The following is a 22,161-nucleotide window of genomic DNA, read 5'->3' on the forward strand; positions in this document are numbered from 1 at the left end:
AAGGCAGCCTTAAGCTGGGTTGCCGACAAGCCCGGGCGGTTTAAAACGACAAACAAGGCGAAAACAGGAAGACCAATGCGCATTCTGGTGGTTGAAGATGATGCAATCCTGCTCGACGGCCTGTCCGTCGGTCTTGGCATTGCCGGTTTCACCGTGGATGCGGTCTCGACCTGTGGCGATGCGGAAGCAGCCCTCGCCGCGCAGAATTACAATGCTGTCGTGCTCGATCTCATGCTGCCGGACGGGTCCGGCCTCGACATTCTGAAAACCATGCGGCGCGGACGTGACGATACGCCGGTGCTGCTTCTGACCGCCCGCGATCAGGTGCCGGAACGCATTGCCGGGCTGGACGCCGGTGCCGACGACTATGTCGGCAAGCCGTTCGATCTGCATGAGCTGGCCGCCCGGGTGCGCGCTATTGCGCGGCGGGGGGCTGGTCGCGCCAATGCCGTGCTGGAATGGCGCGGCGTCGAGCTTGATCCGGCGGAAATGTCGGCGCGTTTTAACGGCGAACCGCTGCGGCTGACGCGGCGCGAATTCTCGATCCTGCGCGCGCTGATGGAGCGCCCCAATGCGACGCTTTCGAAATCGTCGCTGGAAGAAGCGCTTTATGGCTGGCAGGAGGAAGTAGAGAGCAATGCGGTGGAGGTCCATGTCCACCACCTGCGATCCAAGCTTGGCTCCGATTTCATCGAGACGGTGCGCGGGGTCGGCTATCGTCTGGCGGGAGCCTGCGCATGAATTCGATCCGTGGCCGTCTGACCGGCATTCTGATCGGCGTGACCTGTATCGTCTGGCTGGTTGCGGTGGTGTGGATTCACATCACCACGCAGGCGCAACTGGAAAAGGTTCTGGATGCGCGTCTGATGGAAGCCGCGCGCATGGTTAATTCACTATTGAGCGATCACCGTGTCGAAGTCGGCCCGAACGGCGATGGCGGCCAGCTTTCGCTAAAACCCATGCCGGAATTTTCCGACTATGACCGGCAGCTTTTCTGCCAGATCTGGGCGCTGGACGGCAAGCTGGTCGGGCGCTCGGAAAGCGCGCCCATCACACGGCTGACCAATGTGGCGAACGGCTTTTCCAACACCGTTGTCGACGGTGAGCGCTGGCGGGTCTTTGCGGTTGAAAACACGCAGCTCGGTCTGCGCGTCATGGTTGGCGACAGTCTCTATGTCCGTGAAAGGCTGGTGCGCACGGTGGTGACGGGGCTGGCCGTGCCTGCCCTTCTGGTACTACCGCTGCTGGCAGGCATGATCTGGCTTTGCGTGCGGCGCGGGCTCAACCCGTTGAGCAGCCTTGCCTCCGTTCTGTCGAAGCGACAGGCACAGGATTTACGCCCGCTGCCGGAAGACAATCTGCCCAAAGAAATAGCCCCTGTCGTGACGGCGTTGAACGGGCTGTTCCACCGCGTCGAGGAAGCGCGCGAGCGCGAGCGCAACTTCGCGATCTTCGCCGCCCATGAGCTGAAGACGCCGCTCGCCGGACTGAAGACGCAGGCGCAAATCGCCGAAAGCGCAAAGGACAAAGCCGTGCGCGCCAATGCGGTGCGCCAGATTGCGGCGGGCGTGGACCGCACCAGCAGGCTGGTCGGTCAGTTGCTCGATCTTGCGGCGCTTGAAACCAGCGACGAAGCCGAGACACCGGTGCCGGAACCGGCCTGCAAGCTTCTGCACACCATCGCCACCGATATGCGCATGCTCGGCGCGCAGCGCGGCGTCGCCATCGAATTGCTGGAGGGGATGCCGCTTGTGCAGATGCCGTTCCCACATCTCTTCACGCTTGCCGCGCGCAACCTGATCGAAAATGCCGTGCTGCATTCCCCGGTGGATGGCTTCGTGCGCTGCGGCTTTACCGTCGCGGACGACCGCCTCACCCTCACCGTCGAAGACAGCGGCCCCGGCATTCCCGACAATGAAATGCCGCATGTGACGGAACGCTTCTTCCGTGGCAAGCACCGGCAGGATAATGGCAGCGGCCTTGGGCTTGCCATCGTGCACATGGCGGTGACGCGCATGGGCGGCAGTTTTGCTCTGGTCAACCGTTCCGATGGTGGTCTTCGCGCCTCTATGATCGTCCCGGTGACATAAGCTCCGGGACCACTTCCCTCCCTAGAAAATCGTCGTTGATTAGGATCAATGACAGCACGCCACCGAGCGCAGATAGACATCCTGTCGCTACAACTGCCCCTGACGGGCGGTCTTCGTTACGCGCTGCGAGGGGATTTCATGAACTACGCCGCTGGAACAGTCCTATCCGGTCTGGGAGCGCTTTTTGCCGTGCTTCTGGCCGGATTTTCCCATGACGAGCTGTTCAGAACCCATATGTGGATTCTGTTCGTCGTGCTCGCCATTTTCACCATTCTTCTGATGCGCAATGCCGATTACGGTCTGACGCCGAAAAAGACGGACCAGTCCGTCTATATGGATGGCCCGATCCGCTACGGCGTGATCGCCACGGTGTTCTGGGGCGTTGTCGGCTTCCTCGTCGGCGTCGTTATCGCAGCCCAGTTGGCTTTCCCGGATCTCAATCTGGAACCATGGCTGAACTTCGGTCGGGTGCGCCCACTGCACACTTCCGCCGTCATCTTCGCCTTCTGCGGCACCGCGCTCATCACCACATCCTTCTATGTGGTGCAGCGCACCTGCCGCGCCCGTCTGTTCGGCGGCGATCTGGCCTGGTTCGTGTTCTGGGGCTACCAGCTTTTCATCGTTATGGCCGCCACCGGCTATCTGCTCGGCATCACCCAGAGCCGCGAATATGCCGAGCCGGAATGGTATGTGGACATCTGGCTCACCATCGTCTGGGTCGCCTATCTGGTCGTGTTCCTCGGCACGGTCCTGAAGCGCAAGGAGCCGCATATCTATGTGGCCAACTGGTTCTTCCTCGGCTTCATCATCACCATCGCCATGCTGCATATCGTGAATAACCTTGCCGTGCCGGTCTCCTTCCTTGGCACCAAGAGCTATTCCGCCTTCTCGGGCGTTCAGGATGCGCTGACGCAATGGTGGTACGGCCACAATGCCGTCGGCTTCTTCCTCACCACCTCGTTCCTCGGCATGATGTATTATTTCGTGCCGAAGCAGGCGAACCGTCCAGTCTATTCCTACCGCCTGTCGATCATCCACTTCTGGTCGCTGATCTTCCTCTATATCTGGGCTGGTCCGCACCACCTGCACTATACCGCCCTGCCCGACTGGGCGCAGACGCTGGGCATGGTGTTCTCGATCATGCTGTGGATGCCGTCCTGGGGCGGCATGATCAACGGCCTGATGACGCTTTCGGGCGCATGGGACAAGATCCGCACCGATCCGATCATCCGCATGATGGTGGCGGCCATCGCCTTCTACGGCATGGCGACCTTCGAAGGTCCGCTGATGTCGATCAAGGCGGTCAATTCGCTGTCGCACTATACCGACTGGACCATCGGGCACGTCCATTCCGGCGCGCTTGGCTGGAACGGCATGATCACCTTCGGCGCAATCTATTATCTGGCTCCGAAGTTGTGGAACCGCGAACGCCTCTATTCGGTGCGCATGGTCAACTGGCACTTCTGGCTCGCTATTCTCGGCATCGTGCTCTACGCCGCCGCCATGTGGGTTGCGGGTATCCAGCAGGGCCTGATGTGGCGCGAATACGACGACCAGGGTTTCCTCGTCTATTCCTTCGCAGAAACGGTCGCGGCGATGTTCCCTTACTACGTCATCCGCATGACTGGCGGCCTGCTCTACCTCACGGGCGGTCTCGTCATGGCCTGGAACGTCTATCAGACCATTCGCGGAAATCTGCGCGATGAAGCGCCGATTGCCGGCGTAACACCGGCCAAGCCGACATCAGCGATGCAGCCTGCGGAATAAGGATCGAACACACATGTCCTTTCTGAAAAAACATGCCGTAATCGAAAAGAACGCAACGCTGCTGCTGGTTGGATCGCTGACCGTGGTGCTGATTGGCGGCATCGTGGAAATCGCGCCGCTGTTCTATCTCGAAAACACCATCGAGAAGGTGGAAGGGATGCGACCCTATTCACCGCTCGAGCTTGCGGGGCGCAATATCTATGTGCGAGAGGGGTGCTATCTGTGCCACAGCCAGATGATCCGCCCCTTCCGCGACGAGGTGGAACGCTACGGGCATTACAGCCTTGCGGCGGAATCCATGTATGACCACTCGTTCCAGTGGGGTTCCAAGCGCACGGGGCCAGACCTCGCCCGCGTCGGTGGCCGCTATTCCAACGAGTGGCACGTCCAGCACCTGATCCGCCCGCGCGACGTGGTGCCGGAATCGGTCATGCCGGGCTATGGCTTCATGAAGGATACGCCGCTCAGCGCCGACACCATTGCCGCCGATCTTAAGGCCAATGTCGCGGTGGGCGTACCCTATACGCAGGACATGATCGACAATGCGCTGGCCGACCTCAAGGCACAGGCCGATCCCGAAGCGGATACATCCGGCGTCGAAGCCCGCTATCCGAAAGCAAAACTTGGCGATTTCGACGGCAACCCGGCTGCTTTGACCGAGATGGATGCACTCGTCGCCTATCTCCAGATGCTCGGCACGCTGGTCGATTTCTCGACCTACGATCAATCCCCCAAAGCGCGATAGGAGCTTCCCATGGATTACAACGCCATGCGCCACTTCGCCGACAGCTGGGGCCTGCTCGGCATGACGGTCTTCTTCGTTATCACCGTCTTCTATGTCTTCCGTCCCGGCAGCAAGAAGATCGCCGACGAGGTGAAAGCCATTCCGTTCAAGGATGACGCAAATGACTGATAAGCATATTGACGACGTCAGCGGTGTTTCCACCACCGGCCATGAATGGGACGGCATCCGCGAACTCGACAATCCGATGCCGCGCTGGTGGCTGTGGACCTTCTACGCCACCATCCTGTTCGCCATCGGCTACACCATCGCCTATCCGGCATGGCCACTGATTTCCAGCTCGACTGCGGGGCTGACCCAATGGTCGAGCCGCGGCGCGTTGCAGGAAGACATGCGCCAGGTGGCGGCAGAAAAACAAGGCATTCTCGACCAGATCAAGACCAAGGATGTGCACGAGATTGTGGCCGATGAAAATCTGCGCCAGTTCGCCGTTGCAGGCGGCGCGGCTGCCTTCCGCGTCAATTGCGTGCAGTGCCACGGCTCCGGCGCGCAGGCCGCGCCCGGCTATCCGAACCTCAACGACGATGACTGGCTGTGGGGCGGTTCCATCGACGAAATTCTGACGACCATCCGTCATGGTGTCCGCTCGAAGGACGACGCGGATACGCGGACTTCCGAAATGCCCGCCTATGCCGACATTCTGGAACCGCAGCAAGTTCGCGATGTGGCGGCCTATGTGGTGAGCCTGACCGGCACACCGCATGACCCGTCGATGGTCCCGGCAGGCCAGAAGGTTTTCTCGGAAAACTGCGCCGTCTGTCACGGTGCCGACGCCAAGGGCAGCCGCGAATTCGGCGCGCCGAACCTGACCGATGCGATCTGGTTCTACGGTTCCGGCGAAGACGCGATCATCCGTCAGGTATCACACCCCAAACACGGCGTCATGCCCGCATGGGAACCGCGCCTCGGCGACACGACCGTCAAGCAGCTGGCGATATTCGTGCACTCGCTTGGCGGGGGAGAATGAAGAGAGGGGAGTAAGGCAGCAGGGGAATAGGGGAGTATGTTTTGGTTGTGAAGGCCCGCAACGTCGCGCCCCTTTTTTTCATACTCCCTTACTCCCCTATTCCCCTACTCCCTTCTCCTCTCACGGAGCATAAAATGTCAGAGCAGGTCGAACGCATCGACGTTCAGGCAGTGAATTCCCCCAAGACCCGGCAATCGCTCTATGCGGCGCGGGTCAAGATTTTTCCGAAGCGCGTTCGAGGTGAGTTCCGGCGCTTCAAATGGCTCGTCATGCTCATCACGCTGGGCATCTATTATCTCACGCCGTGGTTGCGCTGGGATCGCGGGCCTTATGCGCCCGATCAGGCCGTGCTGATCGACCTCGCCAATCGCCGCTTCTATTTCTTCTTCATCGAAATCTGGCCGCAGGAATTCTATTACGTCGCGGGCCTGCTCATCATGGCGGGCCTCGGCCTGTTTCTGGTCACATCCGTCGCAGGCCGCGCATGGTGCGGCTATACCTGCCCGCAGACCGTCTGGGTCGATCTCTATCTCGTGGTGGAACGCGCCATCGAAGGCGACCGCAACGCCCGCATGAAGCTCGACAAGGGGCCATGGACTTTCGACAAGATCTGGAAGCGGGTGGCGAAACATTCGATCTGGCTTTTGATCGGGGTGCTGACCGGCGGCGCGTGGATTTTCTATTTCGCCGATGCGCCGAAATTGCTCCTCGACTTCGTGAGCGGACAGGCGGCGCCCGTCGCCTATTTCACCGTCGCCATTCTCACCGCCACCACCTATGTGCTCGGCGGGCTGATGCGCGAGCAGGTCTGCACCTATATGTGCCCATGGCCGCGCATTCAGGCCGCGATGCTGGACGAGAATTCGCTGACCGTCACCTATAATGACTGGCGTGGCGAGCCGCGTTCGCGCCATGCCAAGAAGGCAATCGCCACCGGGGAAGCCGTCGGTGACTGCGTGGATTGCAATGCGTGTGTCGCCGCCTGCCCCATGGGTATCGACATTCGCGACGGCCAGCAGCTTGAATGCATCACCTGCGCGCTATGCATCGATGCCTGCAATTCCGTTATGGACAAGGTCGGCAAGGCGCGCGGCCTCATCTCCTATGCGACGCTGGCCGACTACAACGCCAATATGGCGCTGGCGACCGACAACGGAACGATGCCCATTACCCCCGCGCGGGTTTATGACGCGCCGAACCGCTTTTCCCACAAGGTGCAGAACCTGTCGTGGGGCAAGGTGCTGCGTCCGCGCAGCCTGTTCTATTTCATCGTCTGGGCGCTGATCGGCCTCACGCTGGTCATTTCGCTGTCGATGCGCCAGCGCATCGGTATCAATGTCCTGCATGATCGCAACCCGCAATATGTGCTTCTGTCCGACGGTTCAATCCGCAACGGCTATACCGTCAAGCTTCTGAACATGATCCCGACGCCGCGCACCTTCCGGCTTTCCATCGAAGGTCTGCCCGGCGCGACCCTGACCGTACAGGACGAGACGGCAGACGTAGACGGCAATTATGCCGTGCCCGTCGAACCCGACCGGCTGAAGACATTGCGCGTCTTCGTGACCCTGCCGCACAGCGCCATCACCGATCACCGCCAGGATTATGAAATCGAAGTGCGCGATGCGGACGGCGCGGAACACGCCCGCTACAAGGCAACCTTCATGGCTCCGGAGGGACGATAATGTCGGCAGAAACCAAGACAGCATCCGCAAATTCGTCGGGCACTTTCACCGGCTGGCACATGCTGGGCATCATGGTGGCGTTCTTCGGGGTGATCATCGCCGTCAATGTGACGATGGCCTATTTCGCCATCAACAGCTGGAGCGGGCTGGTCGTCGCCAATTCCTACGTCGCAAGCCAGGAGTTCAACGAAAAGGCCGAGACCGGCAAGCAGCAGGCCGCTCTGCAATGGCAGTCGAAACCGTCTTATGAAAATGGCGTGCTGACCTATCGTCTGCTCGACCGCAACGGCCAGCCGGTTGCAGTGACTGGCGGTACCGTGGAGTTCAAGCGTCCGGTGGGCGATGTGAACGATACCAAGGCCGCGCTCACCGCTGGCGACGAAGCAGGTGTGCTCGGCGCCAGCATCGCGCTTACCGATGGCGCATGGGTCATGGAAATCAATGCCGATGCCGGTCTGGAAGACCCGTATCGCCACATCATCCGTGTCCTGATCAAAAACGGCAAAATGCTATGAGCTGCTGCGTCGAGAATGCACAGATCGCGACTGTCATCCAGCGTGTTTCTCCGGATGAAATGCAGCTCGCCAGCCGCGCGCTTGGCGACGGGCTGCGGCAACTCGACCTCTCGGTGCCGGGCGTTCACTGCGGCCTGTGCATCAAGACCATCGAAGATTCGCTGGGCCAGATTGCGGGCGTTGCCTATGTGCGCGTCAACCTGACGGCGCGCCGGGTCGCGATCCGCTGGAAGGACGGCGAAACGCCGCCCAATGTCGTCGATCCGCTGCGGAAGCTCGGCTATGAAGCGCATATTTTCGACATGGCGCAGGAGAAGGACCCCGCCTTCACGCGCCTGCTGATCGCGCTTGGCGTTGCGGCTTTTGCCTCCAGCAATGTCATGCTGCTTTCCGTCGCCGTCTGGTCGGGCGCGGATGCGGCAACCCGCGATCTGTTCCACTGGGTCTCTGGCCTCATCGCCCTGCCGACGCTGATCTTCTCGGGCCGTATCTTCTATGTTTCCGCTTGGAATGCGCTGCGCAACAGGCGAGTGAACATGGATGTGCCGATAGCGCTCGCCATTTCGCTCGCTTTTGCGATGAGTATCTATGAGACCATGAACCACGGTCATCATGCCTATTTCGATGCCTCCGTGACGCTTCTGTTCTTCCTGCTGATCGGTCGCACGCTGGATTACATGATGCGCGCCCGCGCCCGCTCCGCCGTGCGCGGACTGGCGCAGCTTGGCAGTCGCGGCGCGGTGGTGATCGGCGATAATGGCGAGCGGAACTATCTGCCCGTCAATGAAATCCGCCCCGGCATGCGCATCATTCTGGCGGCGGGCGAGCGTGTGCCGGTGGATGCCAGAATTGAGGAAGGCCGCTCCGAACTCGATTGCGCCATTGCATCAGGCGAAAGCGATGCGGTGCCGGTCGGCCCCGGTTCAGATATTCGCGCCGGTACGCTGAACCTCTCCACGCCACTCATCATCCGGGCGACGGCGGAAGCGAAAGATTCCTTCCTTGCCGAAATGGTGCGCCTGATGGATGTGGCCGAGAGCGGACGCGCCTATTATCGCCGCCTCGCCGACCGCGCCTCGGAACTCTATGTGCCGATGGTGCACACGATCGCCTTCCTCGCATTTACAGGCTGGATGGTCTACACGGGCGGCGACTGGTATCGCTCGATCTATATCGCCATCTGCACGCTGATCATCACCTGCCCATGCGCGCTGGCGCTGGCGGTGCCGATTGTGCAGGTGGTTGCGGCGCGCCGCCTGTTCGAGAACGGCATCATGATCAAGGACGGCTCCGCCATGGAGCGCATGGCCGAGATCGACACGGCGATTTTCGACAAGACCGGCACGCTCACGCTCGGCCAGCCGCGACTGATCGGCGTTGAAAGCGTCAATGCGCGCTATCTGGAAATCGCCGCCGAACTGTCGCTCTATTCCCGCCATCCGCTGTCGCGGGCGTTGGCGCAGTTTTCCGGTCAGGGCCCGATGAGCGCCTTCACCCGGATCGAGGAATTTTCCGGTTCGGGGATCGAGGCGGAAATCGACGGCAAGCTCTATCGTCTCGGCAAATCCGAATGGGTGGGCGGCCTGGCCGATGCAACCGCCGCAAACGGCCCGGAAACCTGCCTTTCCATCGACGGTATGCTGGTTGAAACCTTCCGTTTCGAGGACAGCCCGCGCGAAGACGCCGCCGCCGCCATCGCCGCGCTGAAAAAGGATGGGCTGAAGCTCGCCATTATTTCCGGCGACCGGTTGCCCGCCGTCAGACAACTCGCGGATTATCTCGGCGTCGATGATTATCGCGGCGCAGTGCTGCCCGCCGACAAATCCCGGCTTGTACAGGAGCTTTCCGGCGAAGGCCGAAAGGTGCTGATGGTGGGCGATGGTCTCAACGATGCGCCCGCCCTCGTCGCGGCCCATGTTTCCATGGCGCCTGCAACTGCAGCGGATATCGGGCGCAATGCCGCCGACTTTGTGTTCCTGCGGACAAGCCTCGCCGCCGTGCCGCTGGCCCTCGCCGTCTCGAAGGAGGCTGGCCGGCTGATCAGACAGAATTTCGCGCTGTCCATCGGCTATAATATCATCGCCGTGCCGATTGCGATTTTCGGCTATGTCACGCCGCTGGTGGCGGCTCTTTCCATGTCGCTATCATCCATCGTGGTTGTCAGCAATGCGCTACGCCTGAAAGCGGGAAAGCAGAAGCAACAGGCGCAGAAAACGGCAGCGCCTGTGGCCTTCATCAAGGAAGCACACAAATGAGCGGGCTTCTGTTTCTGATCCCCGTTGCGCTGTTCATGGGTGCACTGGGACTTGCCGCTTTCCTGTGGTCGCTGAAAAACGGCCAATATGAAGATCTCGATGGCGCGGCTAGTCGAATCCTGCTCGACGACGACACTATTCCGTCACAAGAATCGCGCGCAAATCGTTGACATTGGTGCCGGTCGGTCCCGGTATGAACAGATCGCCGATGGCGTCAAACGCCGTCCAGGCATCATTGTTGTTGAGGCGCGCCGCACCATCCTCGCCCGCCTTTTGCAGACGCGACACCGTGCTGCCATCGGCGAAAGCACCCGCATTGTCCTCCGAACCGTCAATGCCATCCGTGTCAGCGGCCAGCGCATGGATATTGCCATAGCCGTCGATATCGAGCGCGAAGGACAGCAGGAATTCGCTGTTGCGCCCACCCTTGCCACCCTTGCCGCGAATGGTGACGGTGGTTTCGCCCCCGGACAGAATGACCACCGGTTTCTTGAACGGGCGGTCGCGTTCGGCCACCTCCCGCGCAATTGCCGCATGGACATGCGCCACCTCGCGCGATTCCCCTTCCATGGCGTCCGACAGGATCACCGCTTCAACACCGTGGCGGGCAGCCTCTTTCGCTGCCGCTTCCAGCGATACGGCGGCAGATGCAATCACCCGCACCTCGTTTTGCGCGAAAACCGCGTCATCGGGTTTCGGTGCATGTGCGCCTTCGCCGCGAATATGCTTGAGCGCAGCCTCCGGCAAGTCGAGCCGGTAGCGTTCGATGATCCTGAGCGCATCGTCGCGGCTGGTTTGATCCGGTACAGTCGGGCCAGAAGCCACGAAGGCCGGATTGTCGCCCGGAATATCCGAGACCACCAGCGAGAAAACTTTGGCCGGATGGGCGGCGGCGGCAAGGCGTCCGCCCTTGATGGTCGAAAGATGCTTGCGCACGGCATTCATGGCCGAGATCGGCGCGCCCGACGCCAGCAAGGCCTTGTTGACGGCAATTTCGTCTTGCAGCGTCAGCCCTTCCGGCGGTGATGGCAGCAGTGCCGAGCCGCCGCCTGATATCAGCGCCACCACGAGATCGTCTTCCGTGAGGCCCGATACGGCTTCGAACAGGCGCTTGGATGCCACAAGCCCGGCATCATCTGGAACCGGATGCGCCGCCTCGATAATCTCGATGCGTTCGCAGGGCGTGCCATAGCCATAGCGTGTCACCACAAGACCCTCAATCGGGCCGTCCCACGCCCTTTCGAAAGCCGCCGCCATCTGCGCGGAACCTTTGCCCGCGCCGATGACGATCGTGCGGCCCTTGGGCTTCGCGGGCAGGTTTGCCCGTATCACCAGTTCCGGATCGGCTGCGGCAACAGCCGCATCGAAAAGGCTGGTCAAAAACTTCTTCGGATCGGCGATGGCGCTTGGGGCAGTCATGGGATTCCCGATTTTGATTATTGGTTTGGCAGCACTATTTCGTGCCGCGCAAATAAAATCAATGGAGCCGGCCACCTCCTCCAAAGCGGCCAGCTCCACCTTCTCCCCTCCAGAGAAAAGGTCATGCCCGAAGCTCAGGCGACCTCGTGATTGGCCATCCGCTCCAGCGCGCGCACCAGACCGGAATGGTCGAGACCATCATCGCCGTGCGCCGCGCAGGAATTGAACAGCTCCTGCGCCGTGGCCGTGTTGGGCAGCGAGACGCCCAAGGCCTTCGCGCCCTGAAGCGCCAGATTGAGGTCTTTCTGATGCAAGGCAATGCGGAAACCAGGATCGAAGGTGCGCTTGATCATGCGCTCGCCATGCACTTCGAGAATGCGCGAGGAAGCAAAACCGCCCATCAGCGCTTCGCGCACCTTGGCCGGATCGGCACCCGCCTTCGAGGCGAAGACCAGCGCTTCGGCAACAGCTTCGATGTTGAGCGCCACGATGATCTGATTGGCGACCTTGGTGGTCTGGCCATCGCCACAATCGCCGACCAGCGTGATGTTCTTGCCCATCAGCTTGAGAAGCGGCAGCGCCGCATCAAAGCTTGCCTGCGCGCCGCCCGCCATGATGGAGAGGCTGGCGTTCTTCGCGCCCATCTCGCCGCCCGAAACCGGCGCATCGATATATTCCGCACCCGTGGCGCGGACTTTTTTCGCAAATTCCTTGGTCTCGATGGGCGAAATCGAACTCATGTCGATCAGCGTCTTGCCCTTGCCCAGACCTTCCGCCGCGCCGTTTTCCCCGAAAAGGACTTCGGCCACCTGCGGCGTATCCGGCAGCATGAGTATGGTCGTCTCGCATTCCGCAGCCACCGCCTTGGGCGTATCGAGAACCGTCAGCCCCGCATCCATCAGGTCCTTGTGCGGCGGCTGGCTATGCTTCGAGGTGAAAAGCTGGTGGCCTGCATTCTGCAAATGCTGCGCCATCGGCTTGCCCATGATACCCAGTCCGATAAAGCCGATCTTGGCCATTCTCTATCTCCCTATGCAATTTACGCGCTCAGACGCTCGGCTTCATATTGTTTGAACCAGCCCAGACCTTCCTCGGTGGTGGTCTTCGGCTTGTATTCACAGCCGATCCAGCCCTTGTATCCGGCGTTCTTCAGTGCCTCGAAGACGTTCGGATAATGGATCTCGCCGGTGCCGGGCTCGTTGCGCCCCGGATTGTCGGCAAGCTGCACATGCGCGATCAGCGGCTTGTAGCGCTCATAGGTCGCGACGAGTTCGCCGCGCGTGCGCTGCTGGTGATAAAGGTCGTACTGAATGAACAGGTTGTTGCTGCCCACCTCGTCGATGATCGAAACCGCCTGCTCCACAGTGTTCAGATAGAAACCTGGAATGTCGTAATGGTTGATCGGCTCGATCAGCAGGCGGATGCCGTGCTTTCCCAGCTCCTTCGCCGCCAGCCGCAGATTGCCGACAAAGGTGGCCCGCAGCGCGTCCGGGTCGATGCCCTGCGGCGCGATCCCGGCAAGGCAGTTGACCTGCGAGCAGTTGAGCGTCGTGGCGTAATCGATGGCATCCGCCACGCCGCGCCGGAACTCATCCACACGATCCGGCAGGACGGCGATACCGCGCTCGCCGCCTGCCCAGTTGCCGGCGGGCAGATTGTGCAGCACCTGCGCCAGATTGTGGCGGGTCAGCGCTGCTTTCAGCTCATGCCGGTTGAAGTCGTAAGGGAACAGATATTCGACGCCTGCGAACCCGGCCTTGGCGGCCAGCGCAAAGCGATCCATGAACGGCACTTCGGTGAAAAGCATGGTGAGATTGGCTGCAAATCTTGGCATTTCCGCCTCCTCTGTTTTTCTACGCAATTGCGGAGAACCGCTTCACACTTCTCCAATTGCTCTAATGTTGTTCTTTTCCCTCATCCTGAGGAGCCTCCCGAGCTTGTCGAAGGGAGGCGTCTCGAAGGGCGAGGGAAAACGCACCGTGCCTGCCCTCACCCTTCGACCCTTCGACGGGCTCAGGATGATGCTTCGCTTCGCTCCGCACCTCAGGATGAGGAGTGAAGCCGGGGGAAAAATCGCGCCGCTAATCCAGCAATGCCGCAATCGCGGTCGGCGCATCCTCGCCGCGTTCGGCCAGGTCCTCGAACTCGACCACCTGATCGATGTCGGCGCCCATGGAAATATTGGTGACGCGTTCCAGAATGAATTCCATCACGACGGGCACCTGATGCTCCTGCATCAGCGCCTTGGCCTGCTCGAAACTTTCCGCAAACTGGTTAGGGCTGCGCACCCGGATCGCCTTGCAGCCGAGACCTTCGGCAACCGCCACATGATCGACGCCATAGCCCTTCTCCGCATCGCCGGACGCATTGATGTTGTCAAAGGCAAGGCTGACCTCGAAATCCATATTGAAGCCGCGCTGCGCCTGACGGATCAGGCCGAGATAGGAATTGTTCACGACGACATGGATGTAGGGCAGTTTGTGCTGCGCGCCGACCGCCAGTTCCTCGATCATGAACTGGAAGTCATAGTCGCCCGACAGCGCCACGATAGGCCGATCCGGATCGGCAGCGCGGACGCCCAGCGCCGCAGGCAGGGTCCAGCCGAGCGGACCGGCCTGACCGCAATTGATCCAGTTGCGCGGGCGGTAGACATGCAGGAACTGCGCGCCGGCGATCTGGCTGAGACCTATGGTGGTGACATAGCAGGTGTCACGCCCGAAAGCCTTGTTCATCTCCTCATAGACACGCTGGGGTTTCAGCGGCGTCTGGTCGAAATGCGTCTTGCGCAGCATGGTGCGCTTGCGGCCCTCGCATTCCTTCGCCCAGCCGGACCAGTCGCGCAACTTGCCTGCCGCCTTCCATTCGGTCGCAACGTCGAGCAACTGCTTCAGCGCCTTGCCCGCATCGGACACGATGCCGAAATCTGGTGCAAAGACGCGCCCGATCTGCGTCGGTTCGATATCGACATGGATGAAGGTGCGATCCTTCTTATAGGTATCGACATTGCCGGTGTGACGGTTGGCCCATCGATTGCCGATGCCGATGACCGCATCGGAGGCCAGCAGATTGGCATTGCCGTAGCGATGCGAGGTCTGGAGGCCGCACATGCCCGCCATCAGACGGTGATCGTCCGGGATGACGCCCCAGCCCATCAGGGTCGGGATGACCGGAATGCCGGTGATCTCGGCGAATTCGACCAGCAAATCCGATGCATCGGCATTGATGATGCCGCCACCCGCAACGATCAGCGGGCGTTCCGCCGCGTTGAGCATGGCAATCGCCTTTTCGGCCTGCGCCCGCGTGGCGGCTGGCTTATAGGCCTCCATCGGCTGATAGGTGTCGATGTCGAACTCTATTTCGGCCATCTGCACATCAATCGGCAGATCGATCAGCACCGGACCGGGACGGCCCGACCGCATGACATGGAACGCCTTCTGAAAAACAAAAGGCACCAGTGCAGGCTCCATGACCGTGACCGCCCATTTGGTGACCGGGGCCGCGATCTTGGCGATATCGACTGCCTGAAAGTCCTCCTTGTCGAGCCGGGCGCGGGGGGCTTGCCCTGTGACGCAGAGGATCGGAATGGAATCGGCGGAAGCCGAATAGAGGCCGGTGATCATATCCGTGCCCGCCGGGCCGGAGGTGCCGATGCACAGGCCGATATTGCCATGCTTTGCCCGCGTATAGCCTTCGGCCATATGCGATGCGCCTTCGACATGGCGGGCGAGCACATGGCGGATCGAGCCGCGCGCCTTCATGGCCGAATAAAACGGATTGATGGCTGCACCCGGCACGCCGAAAGCGCAATTGATCCCTTCCCTCTCCAGCACAAGCACGGCTGCATCGACTGCACGCATTCTGGCCATCGCCCTATCCTCCTACGGAAACATCTTCCATTTACAAATCCTATTTTCAAAAAATGGAAATGCATACCATTATATGGAAATAAAGATTTTCAACGGAATGGAGATAATCGGCGGCCCTTTTCGCGGATGCGGCGATAGGATAGTGAATGATCACAGCAGAATCGGAGGCGGGCAGATGGAACAGGCCAAGGCGAAGCGGGGCCGCAAGGCGGCGGATAATGCCGCGCCCTCGTCCGTGCAGGTTCTGGACCGTAGCCTGAAACTTCTGGCGCTGATCGCCGAGAATGACGGCTCGACCCTGACCGATCTCGCCGATGCGAGCGGCATGGCACCTTCCACCGTGCACCGGCTGTTATCCTCGCTTGCCAATCACGGCATGGTTTCACACGATCTGGAAAGCGGCGACTGGACCATCGGTGTCAAGGCGTTTGAAATCGGCAATGCCTTTCGCCGCTTCCGCAAGCTGGGCACGCTGGCGCGCCCCTATCTGAAGCAACTCATGGAGACGAGCGGCGAGACCGCGAATATCGGCGTCGAGGACGACGGCGATGTGGTGTTCATCTCGCAGATTGAAAGCCATGCGCCGATGCGCGCCTTCTTTCGTCCCGGACGGCGCGGACCGATCCACGCATCGGGCATCGGCAAAGCAATTCTGTCGACCTGGTCGGATGGCGAAATCGCCCGCGCGCTTTCAGCAAAAGCGCTTGAGCACTTCACCCAGCGCACGCTGGATGGCCTGCCTGCGCTTCTGAAAGACATTCAGGCGACACGCATGCGCGGCTGGTCCATCGATGACGAGGAACACACGCTCGGCATGTGCTGCATCGCCGCCCCGATTTTCAACGAATATGGCGAGGGCATTGCTGGCATTTCCGTTTCCGGCCCCGCGGTGCGTCTGCCAAAGAAGAAGCTCGAAGAGGTGGGGCCGCTCATCCGCGCGACCGCCGATCAGCTGACCCGCGCCATTGGCGGCAAGCGACCGGAAGAGCTCTGAACACGATTATTTTGGGCTGAATTCTATGTTGCCACGCTGCTCTTTTCCCTCATCCTGAGGAGCTTTCCTGAGCTTGTCGAAGGAAAGCGTCTCGAAGGGCTGAGGGAAAACGAACCAGCGCCTGCCCTCGTCCTTCGATCCTTCGACAGGCTCAGGATGATGCTTCGCTTCGCTCCGCACCTCAGGATGAGGGGGAAGCGAAGCGACGGATTAGGCGAAAATCGTCAGGCTACATCTGTACTTTACAGTTCCGTCTTGAGCGGCCTCCCCGCCACATAGGTTTCGACAATGGCGCGGTCGTCGCCGACCGTTTGCAGCAGGAACAGCTCCTGTTCCAGCGTTGCGCCTGCCGCCATGCGCAGACGCATCGGCGATGTGGCGGCTGAATCAAGCACCACGATATCGGCCTCCGTGCCTTCGTCCAGCGTGCCGATCTTGTCTTCCATCGACAGCGCCCGAGCATTGCCAAGCGTCATCATGTAGAAGGACTGGAACGGGTTCAGACGCTGTTCGCGCAACTGAAAAATCTTGTAACCCTCGTCCATGGTGCGCAGCATGGAAAAGCTGGTGCCGCCGCCGACATCGGTTGCCACAGCCATGCGCACGCCCGACGCCTTCAGGCGATCACGGTCGAACAGGCCGGAACCGAGGAACAGGTTCGAGGTCGGGCAGAACACCGCCACCGAGCCGGTTTCCGCCATCACACCCACTTCGCGCTCTTCCAGATGGATGGAATGGCCAAGCAGCGTCTTGTTTCCCAAAAGGCCGTAATGCTCGTAAATGCCGAGATAATCCGGCGCATCGGGATACAGCGACTTTGTAAACGCAATTTCGTCGTGGTTCTCCGAAAGATGCGTCTGGATAAAGCATTCGGGATGTTCACGGGCAAGCGCCTGACTGGCTTCGAGCTGTTCCGGCGTCGAGGTAATGGCAAAGCGCGGCGTGATCACATAGTCGAGGCGGTCCTTGCCGTTCCAGCGCGCAATCAGCGCCTTGCTGTCGTCGTAGCCGGATTGCGCCGTGTCGCACAAAGCGGGCGGCGCGTTGCGATCCATCATCACCTTGCCGCCCAGCATGCGCATATTGCGATGCTGCGAGGCACGAAAATAGGCGTCGACGCTTTGCGGATGCACCGAGCAATAAGCGACAGCCGTGGTGGTGCCATGGCGGATTAGCTCGTCCAGAAAACGCTCGGCGATGAATTCCGCGTGCTGCTCATCGGCGAATTTCTGTTCGGCCACGAATGTATAGGTGTTGAGCCATTCCAGAAGATTGGCGGCATAGGACGCGACCACCTGGGTCTGCGGATAATGGATATGCGTATCGATGAAGCCCGGCAGGATCAGATGCGGGCGATGATCGGCCAGCTTCACATCGCTGCCCGCTTCCGCGCTAACTTGCGCATACTCCCCAAGGCGCACAATGCGTCCGTCTTCGACCAAAATGGCGCCATCTTCGATATAGCGATAGGACGCGCTGTCATCGAGACTTTGCGGCTCATCGCGAAAGGTCAGCACGCGGCCACGGATGAGAAGTCTGGTCATTGTTACTTTGCTCCAGCAGTAGCGGATTCATACCAGGAGGCGAGAAGCTGGCGCTCCTGGTCGGTCACTCCGGTCACATTGGCGGGCGGCATGGCATGGGAGCGACCGGCCTGCAAATAGATTTCACGCGCATGGGCGGCGATATCCCGGTCTGTTTCAAGCGTCACGCCCTTCGGCGGCGTGATCATGCCTTCCCAACCCGGCTCCGCCGCATGGCACATGGCGCAGCGTCCTAAAACGGTATCCCGCACCTTGCCGAAGTGCGGGTCCGAGATGAAGCTTTCCTGCAAGGCCGAAACCTTCTGTTCTTCCGGCTGACCGGTCAGAATCTTCGGTGCGGTGGAAAGCCACATGATGACGATGAACAGGATGACCGTCACCAGCCAGGTCCAGGTCGGCTTGCCCTTGCGGGCATGCTGCGTGTTGAACCAATGGCGGATGGTCACGCCCATCAGGAACACCAGCGAAGCGATGATCCAGTTATACTGCGTGCCGAAAGCCAGAGGATTGTGGTTCGACAGCATCAGGAATAGAACCGGCAGCGTCAGATAGTTGTTATGCGTCGAGCGCTGCTTGGCGATCTTGCCATATTTCGGATCGGGCTTGCGACCGGCGATGAGATCGGCCACCACGATTTTCTGGTTCGGGATGATGATCATGAACACGTTGGCCGACATGATCGTCGCCGTGAAAGCGCCCAGATGCAGGAAGGCCGCGCGGCTGGTGAACAGATGCGTATAGCCCCAGGCCACGAACACCAGCACCGCATAGAGCATGACCATCAGAAGCGTATCGCTCTTGCCCAGCATCAGCTTGCAGATGGTGTTATAGGCGACCCAGCCAAAGGCCAGCGAGGCGATGGAAATCGCGATGGCGACCGGAACAGACACGTCGAGTACATTCGGATCGATCAGATAGAGATCGGCGCCCGTGTAATAAACGATGCAGAGCAGCGTGAAGCCCGACAGCCAGGTGGCGTAGGATTCCCATTTGAACCAAGTGAGATGTTCCGGCATTTCGGCTGGCGCAACCAGATATTTCTGGATGTGATAGAAACCACCGCCATGGACCTGCCATTCCTCGCCATGCGCACCAACCGGCAAGCCGGGACGCTGGCGCAGACCGAGATCAAGCGCGATGAAGTAGAAAGACGAGCCGATCCACGCAATCGCGGTAATGACATGCAGCCACCGCGCTGCGAAGCCCAGCCAGTCCCAGGCTACGGCAAAATCATACATCAGGCACTCCCATTGTTCGCCCCATTGTTCGTTATCTCATTATGTGCCAAAGCTTTGCGTCCGAGGGAACGTCACAACACGACCATCACTTTCAAAAAAAACTAGACAATCGTGGAGGGGACGCATGTCTTATCTTGATAATCTGCGCGTTTTCGTGCGCGTTGTCGAATTGGGAAATCTTTCTGCCGCCGGGCGCGACCAGCGCGCCTCTCCGGCGGTTGCGAGTAATCGAATCAAGGAGTTGGAGAAGCATCTTGGCGTCCGGCTCTTCAACCGTACCACGCGCAAGCTGACGCCGACCGAGCATGGCCGCATATTCTATGACGGCGCTTTGAAAATCCTCGAAGCGGTCGATGAGGCGGAAGCAGCCGTCGCGGAACTTGCGAAAAATCCCAAGGGTTCGATTCGCATCACCGCGCCTTTGGGGCTTGGCCGCAGGCTCATCGCGTCGGGCATTCCGGAGTTTCACGACAAATATCCGGATATCGAAGTGCGCCTGCGACTATCTGACCACGAGATCGACATTATGAGCGAAAGCGTGGATGTCGCCTTCAAACTCGGTGTTCTGGAAAACTCCAACTTGCGCATGCGCGGCATCCTGAATTGTGAGCGCGTGATCTGCGCCGCCCCGCAATATCTTGAAAAACATGGGATTCCGCAATCACCGGAAGAGCTGCTCGGCGACACGCATGACTGTTTGCTGCTGCGTTTTCCGGGGTCGAAGGAATATTACTGGTCGCTGCAAACATCGGAAGGTCTTCGCAAATTCGAAGTCACCGGACCTTATGATTCCGATGATGGCGACGTATTGACGCAATGGGCGCTGGGCGGGCGCGGCATCATCAACAAGCCGCTGTTCGAGGTGAAGGAATATCTCCGCGACGGACGGCTGGTGCCGCTCCTCGAAAGCACGCCGCCAGCACCGATCCAGCTTGCGGCGATCTATCCGCACAAGCGTTTTCAGGACCCGAAGGTGCGTCTGATCATCGATTTCATGACGGAGCGCTGCCAGCGGCTGATACGGGAGGCGCTGGCTAAATAGCAAAGCGCAAAGATGTTCATGCATCGCCTCTGCGGAGGTGCGGTCGCCACACGCACTTGACCAAAGTCTCTCCGAGCCGTTCCGATGAAAGCGGAACGGCGGAGCTTCTCCATACTATCAGGGGCCGCGCCCGTTCAAAATCTCCTGTTCTGGATGATGAACCATAAATCCCGTGATAGTAACGGCCATCAAAGCGGCAAGAGTATCTAATCCACGCAACAATAAGCGACCACACTATTCGAATTGACAATTAATCGGATAAAGCTTTCAAATATATTTGAAATATAAATTCAAAATAATACATTTTACACAATACTCATTTTAAAAATTCCATGAGTATCAACCCGTAAATCCAACGGTTCAGAGAAAATGTGAATAAATTTCAAGGAATTATTTTTTTTGAGAGAAAATATTTCACCTGATGCTTCAAATCGCGACCCAATAATTGAAGACATCCAGAAGCGCACCTTCCAATGGTTCTGGGAGAGTGGGCAAAATAGTCCCCACGGCCTTATCCCCGATCGCAATTCGGAAGGGCATCTCGATCAGGATTTCACAAGCATCGCAGCCACGGGTTTTGCCCTTACAGCCTACGCTGTCGGTGTCGAGCGCGGATATATTGCTCGTCATGAGGCCGCAGAACGAACGTATAATACCCTTCATTTTTTTTGCCACCGCACCTCAGGGCGACGGTACGAGCGGCTTCACGGGTTACAATGGATTTTTCTACCATTTCTTGCACAAGGACAGCGGCACCCGTTATAACACCTGCGAATTATCATCCATTGATACCGCTTTGCTGCTTGCAGGGGCGCTGTTTGCTCAAGCCTACTATTCCAACCCTTCTGACCCGCTAGAGAAAGCTATTCGCAACCTCTCCGGTCAGATCTATTCAAAAGTAAACTGGAGCTGGATGCGGGGTGGAGCCGACAAAAAGACAATTGCCATGGGCTGGCTGCCGGAATCGGGGGGCTCTTTTGTGTCAGCCCCGTGGCTCGGCTATAATGAAGCAATGATATTATATATCCTTGCACTGGGCGCGCCTACATTTTCGCTTCCACCGTCTGCATGGAAAAAGGGATGGACCAGTAATTATTACCGGCAAATATGCTCTTATCAGGACAAAACCCTGCTTCGTTTCGCGCCCATGTTTGGCCACCAATACAGCCATATCTGGCTTGATTTTAAAGGCATCCAGGACGACTGGAACAAAGAAAACGGGCTGGACTATTTCGAGAACAGCTGCCGTGCGACCTATCATCAGCAAGCCTATGCGGTCGCCAATCCACTGGGTTTCAAGGGATATGGCGAAAATGTGTGGGGGCTTACAGCATGCGATGGCCCTGCCAATGATTCTGGTGGCGAACCTTACTGGGACGCACAGGGAAAGCGCTATTTCGGCTATACTGCCCGTGGCGCCGGGCGTCTGGGCGTTATCAATCCTGCGGATGCTTATACAGATGCCGGCGGCACCATCGTTTCTGACGATGGTACGATTGCGCCTACGGCAGCAGGTGGCTCCATCGCATTTGCACCAGATATTGTCATTCCCACATTAAAACATATGAAGAATATAAACGTTGGAAACAGGCCTGTTTATGGTAAATATGGCTTCTTCGACGCTTTCAACCTCACCGTAAACAAGTCTCCATATGTAAATGGATGGGTGGGTTATCAATATATTGGTATTGATCAGGGACCGATCGTGCTCATGATTGAAAATTATTACAGCCGCCTGATATGGGACACGATGAAAAAGAACAGTTATATTCGCGACGGATTGAAGCGAGCCGGCTTTACGGGTGGCTGGCTCAACGATAACGGATATGATGGCTTGGTTGAGCCCGCGCGGTAATTGAACATTTTCTAGTGAATTGAATTTGACGTTTGAATTCCGCCTGACATAGATGCTGTTTCAAACGTCAAATTCGAAAAATCCACTAGATACATATACTTGCTAGTGGTCTTTTTGATTCC

General features: G+C 59.1%; 19 protein-coding genes. 13 read left to right on the plus strand and 6 right to left on the minus strand.

Annotated elements, in window-relative coordinates; translation table 11 throughout:
- The first annotated feature begins 75 nt into the window (after window positions 1–75).
- The 10 genes from QLQ11_RS06420 to ccoS all read left to right on the plus strand — a co-directional run bounded on the left by QLQ11_RS06420 (window position 76) and on the right by ccoS (window position 10,251).
- Window positions 76–741 (plus strand): response regulator transcription factor, encoded by a 666-nt coding sequence (locus QLQ11_RS06420; RefSeq protein ID WP_109368403.1) that lies wholly within the window; start codon window positions 76–78, stop codon window positions 739–741.
- Complete coding sequence (locus QLQ11_RS06425) at window positions 738–2,090, plus strand: ATP-binding protein (protein WP_109368402.1); 1,353 nt, start codon at window positions 738–740, stop codon at window positions 2,088–2,090. The genes QLQ11_RS06420 and QLQ11_RS06425 overlap by 4 nt, the downstream gene beginning before the upstream one ends.
- Window positions 2,091–2,228: 138 nt before the next feature.
- Entirely contained in the window at window positions 2,229–3,857 is a 1,629-nt protein-coding gene (gene ccoN / locus QLQ11_RS06430) for a cytochrome-c oxidase, cbb3-type subunit I (protein ID WP_109368401.1), read from the plus strand.
- Between the two features lie 13 nt (window positions 3,858–3,870).
- A complete protein-coding gene (gene ccoO, locus QLQ11_RS06435) occupies window positions 3,871–4,602 on the plus strand; it encodes a cytochrome-c oxidase, cbb3-type subunit II (protein ID WP_283736032.1) in 732 nt (243 codons plus the stop codon).
- Between the two features lie 9 nt (window positions 4,603–4,611).
- The gene (locus QLQ11_RS06440; protein ID WP_078337972.1) at window positions 4,612–4,770 is read left to right on the plus strand and encodes a cbb3-type cytochrome c oxidase subunit 3; all 159 of its coding nucleotides are present in this window, start codon (window positions 4,612–4,614) and stop codon (window positions 4,768–4,770) included.
- Window positions 4,763–5,626: a cytochrome-c oxidase, cbb3-type subunit III gene (gene ccoP, locus QLQ11_RS06445; protein WP_283736031.1), complete on the plus strand. Its 864-nt coding sequence runs from the start codon at window positions 4,763–4,765 to the stop codon at window positions 5,624–5,626. The genes QLQ11_RS06440 and ccoP overlap by 8 nt, the downstream gene beginning before the upstream one ends.
- Before the next feature lie 134 nt (window positions 5,627–5,760).
- Window positions 5,761–7,311, plus strand: coding sequence for a cytochrome c oxidase accessory protein CcoG (gene ccoG, locus QLQ11_RS06450; RefSeq protein WP_109368398.1), 1,551 nt, complete (start codon window positions 5,761–5,763; stop codon window positions 7,309–7,311).
- On the plus strand, window positions 7,311–7,826 hold the full coding sequence (locus tag QLQ11_RS06455; RefSeq protein WP_109368397.1) for a FixH family protein: 516 nt from the start codon (window positions 7,311–7,313) through the stop codon (window positions 7,824–7,826). Before ccoG ends, QLQ11_RS06455 begins: the two co-directional genes overlap by 1 nt.
- Window positions 7,823–10,081, plus strand: coding sequence for a cation-translocating P-type ATPase (locus tag QLQ11_RS06460; RefSeq protein ID WP_109368396.1), 2,259 nt, complete (start codon window positions 7,823–7,825; stop codon window positions 10,079–10,081). The genes QLQ11_RS06455 and QLQ11_RS06460 overlap by 4 nt, the downstream gene beginning before the upstream one ends.
- Entirely contained in the window at window positions 10,078–10,251 is a 174-nt protein-coding gene (ccoS, locus tag QLQ11_RS06465) for a cbb3-type cytochrome oxidase assembly protein CcoS (RefSeq protein WP_109368395.1), read from the plus strand. The genes QLQ11_RS06460 and ccoS overlap by 4 nt, the downstream gene beginning before the upstream one ends.
- Here ccoS and QLQ11_RS06470 read toward each other — a convergent pair.
- From QLQ11_RS06470 to gcl, 4 genes are all read right to left on the minus strand, one after another.
- On the minus strand, window positions 10,217–11,500 hold the full coding sequence (locus QLQ11_RS06470) for a glycerate kinase (protein WP_109370172.1): 1,284 nt from the start codon (window positions 11,498–11,500) through the stop codon (window positions 10,217–10,219). The genes ccoS and QLQ11_RS06470 overlap by 35 nt on opposite strands.
- A 134-nt stretch (window positions 11,501–11,634) precedes the next feature.
- Window positions 11,635–12,519 (minus strand): 2-hydroxy-3-oxopropionate reductase, encoded by an 885-nt coding sequence (locus QLQ11_RS06475; RefSeq protein ID WP_109368394.1) that lies wholly within the window; start codon window positions 12,517–12,519, stop codon window positions 11,635–11,637.
- A gap of 20 nt (window positions 12,520–12,539) precedes the next feature.
- Entirely contained in the window at window positions 12,540–13,334 is a 795-nt protein-coding gene (hyi, locus tag QLQ11_RS06480; protein WP_109368393.1) for a hydroxypyruvate isomerase, read from the minus strand.
- Between the two features lie 247 nt (window positions 13,335–13,581).
- A complete protein-coding gene (gene gcl / locus QLQ11_RS06485) occupies window positions 13,582–15,366 on the minus strand; it encodes a glyoxylate carboligase (protein WP_109368392.1) in 1,785 nt (594 codons plus the stop codon).
- Between the two features lie 175 nt (window positions 15,367–15,541).
- On the opposite strand from gcl, the gene QLQ11_RS06490 reads away from it, so the two are divergent.
- Window positions 15,542–16,360 (plus strand): IclR family transcriptional regulator, encoded by an 819-nt coding sequence (locus QLQ11_RS06490; protein WP_109370171.1) that lies wholly within the window; start codon window positions 15,542–15,544, stop codon window positions 16,358–16,360.
- A 242-nt stretch (window positions 16,361–16,602) separates the two neighbouring features.
- Here QLQ11_RS06490 and guaD read toward each other — a convergent pair whose 3' ends face one another.
- Together guaD and QLQ11_RS06500 are read right to left on the minus strand one after the other, a co-directional pair.
- Window positions 16,603–17,904 carry a guanine deaminase gene (gene guaD / locus QLQ11_RS06495; protein ID WP_109368391.1) on the minus strand — a complete coding sequence of 434 codons (1,302 nt, stop codon included), beginning with the start codon at window positions 17,902–17,904 and terminating at the stop codon, window positions 16,603–16,605.
- A gap of 2 nt (window positions 17,905–17,906) precedes the next feature.
- Window positions 17,907–19,142: a urate hydroxylase PuuD gene (locus tag QLQ11_RS06500; RefSeq protein WP_109368390.1), complete on the minus strand. Its 1,236-nt coding sequence runs from the start codon at window positions 19,140–19,142 to the stop codon at window positions 17,907–17,909.
- 124 nt (window positions 19,143–19,266) lie between these two features.
- Here QLQ11_RS06500 and QLQ11_RS06505 point away from each other — a divergent pair, with 124 nt between their 5' ends.
- Both QLQ11_RS06505 and QLQ11_RS06510 read left to right on the plus strand, forming a co-directional pair.
- Window positions 19,267–20,184, plus strand: coding sequence for a LysR family transcriptional regulator (locus QLQ11_RS06505; protein ID WP_109368389.1), 918 nt, complete (start codon window positions 19,267–19,269; stop codon window positions 20,182–20,184).
- A 628-nt stretch (window positions 20,185–20,812) separates the two neighbouring features.
- Window positions 20,813–22,039 carry a glucoamylase family protein gene (locus QLQ11_RS06510; RefSeq protein WP_371835847.1) on the plus strand — a complete coding sequence of 409 codons (1,227 nt, stop codon included), beginning with the start codon at window positions 20,813–20,815 and terminating at the stop codon, window positions 22,037–22,039.
- Window positions 22,040–22,161 lie beyond the last annotated feature (122 nt).

The organism is Ochrobactrum sp. SSR, assembly GCF_030067775.1.
Classification (GTDB): domain Bacteria; phylum Pseudomonadota; class Alphaproteobacteria; order Rhizobiales; family Rhizobiaceae; genus Brucella; species Brucella teleogrylli.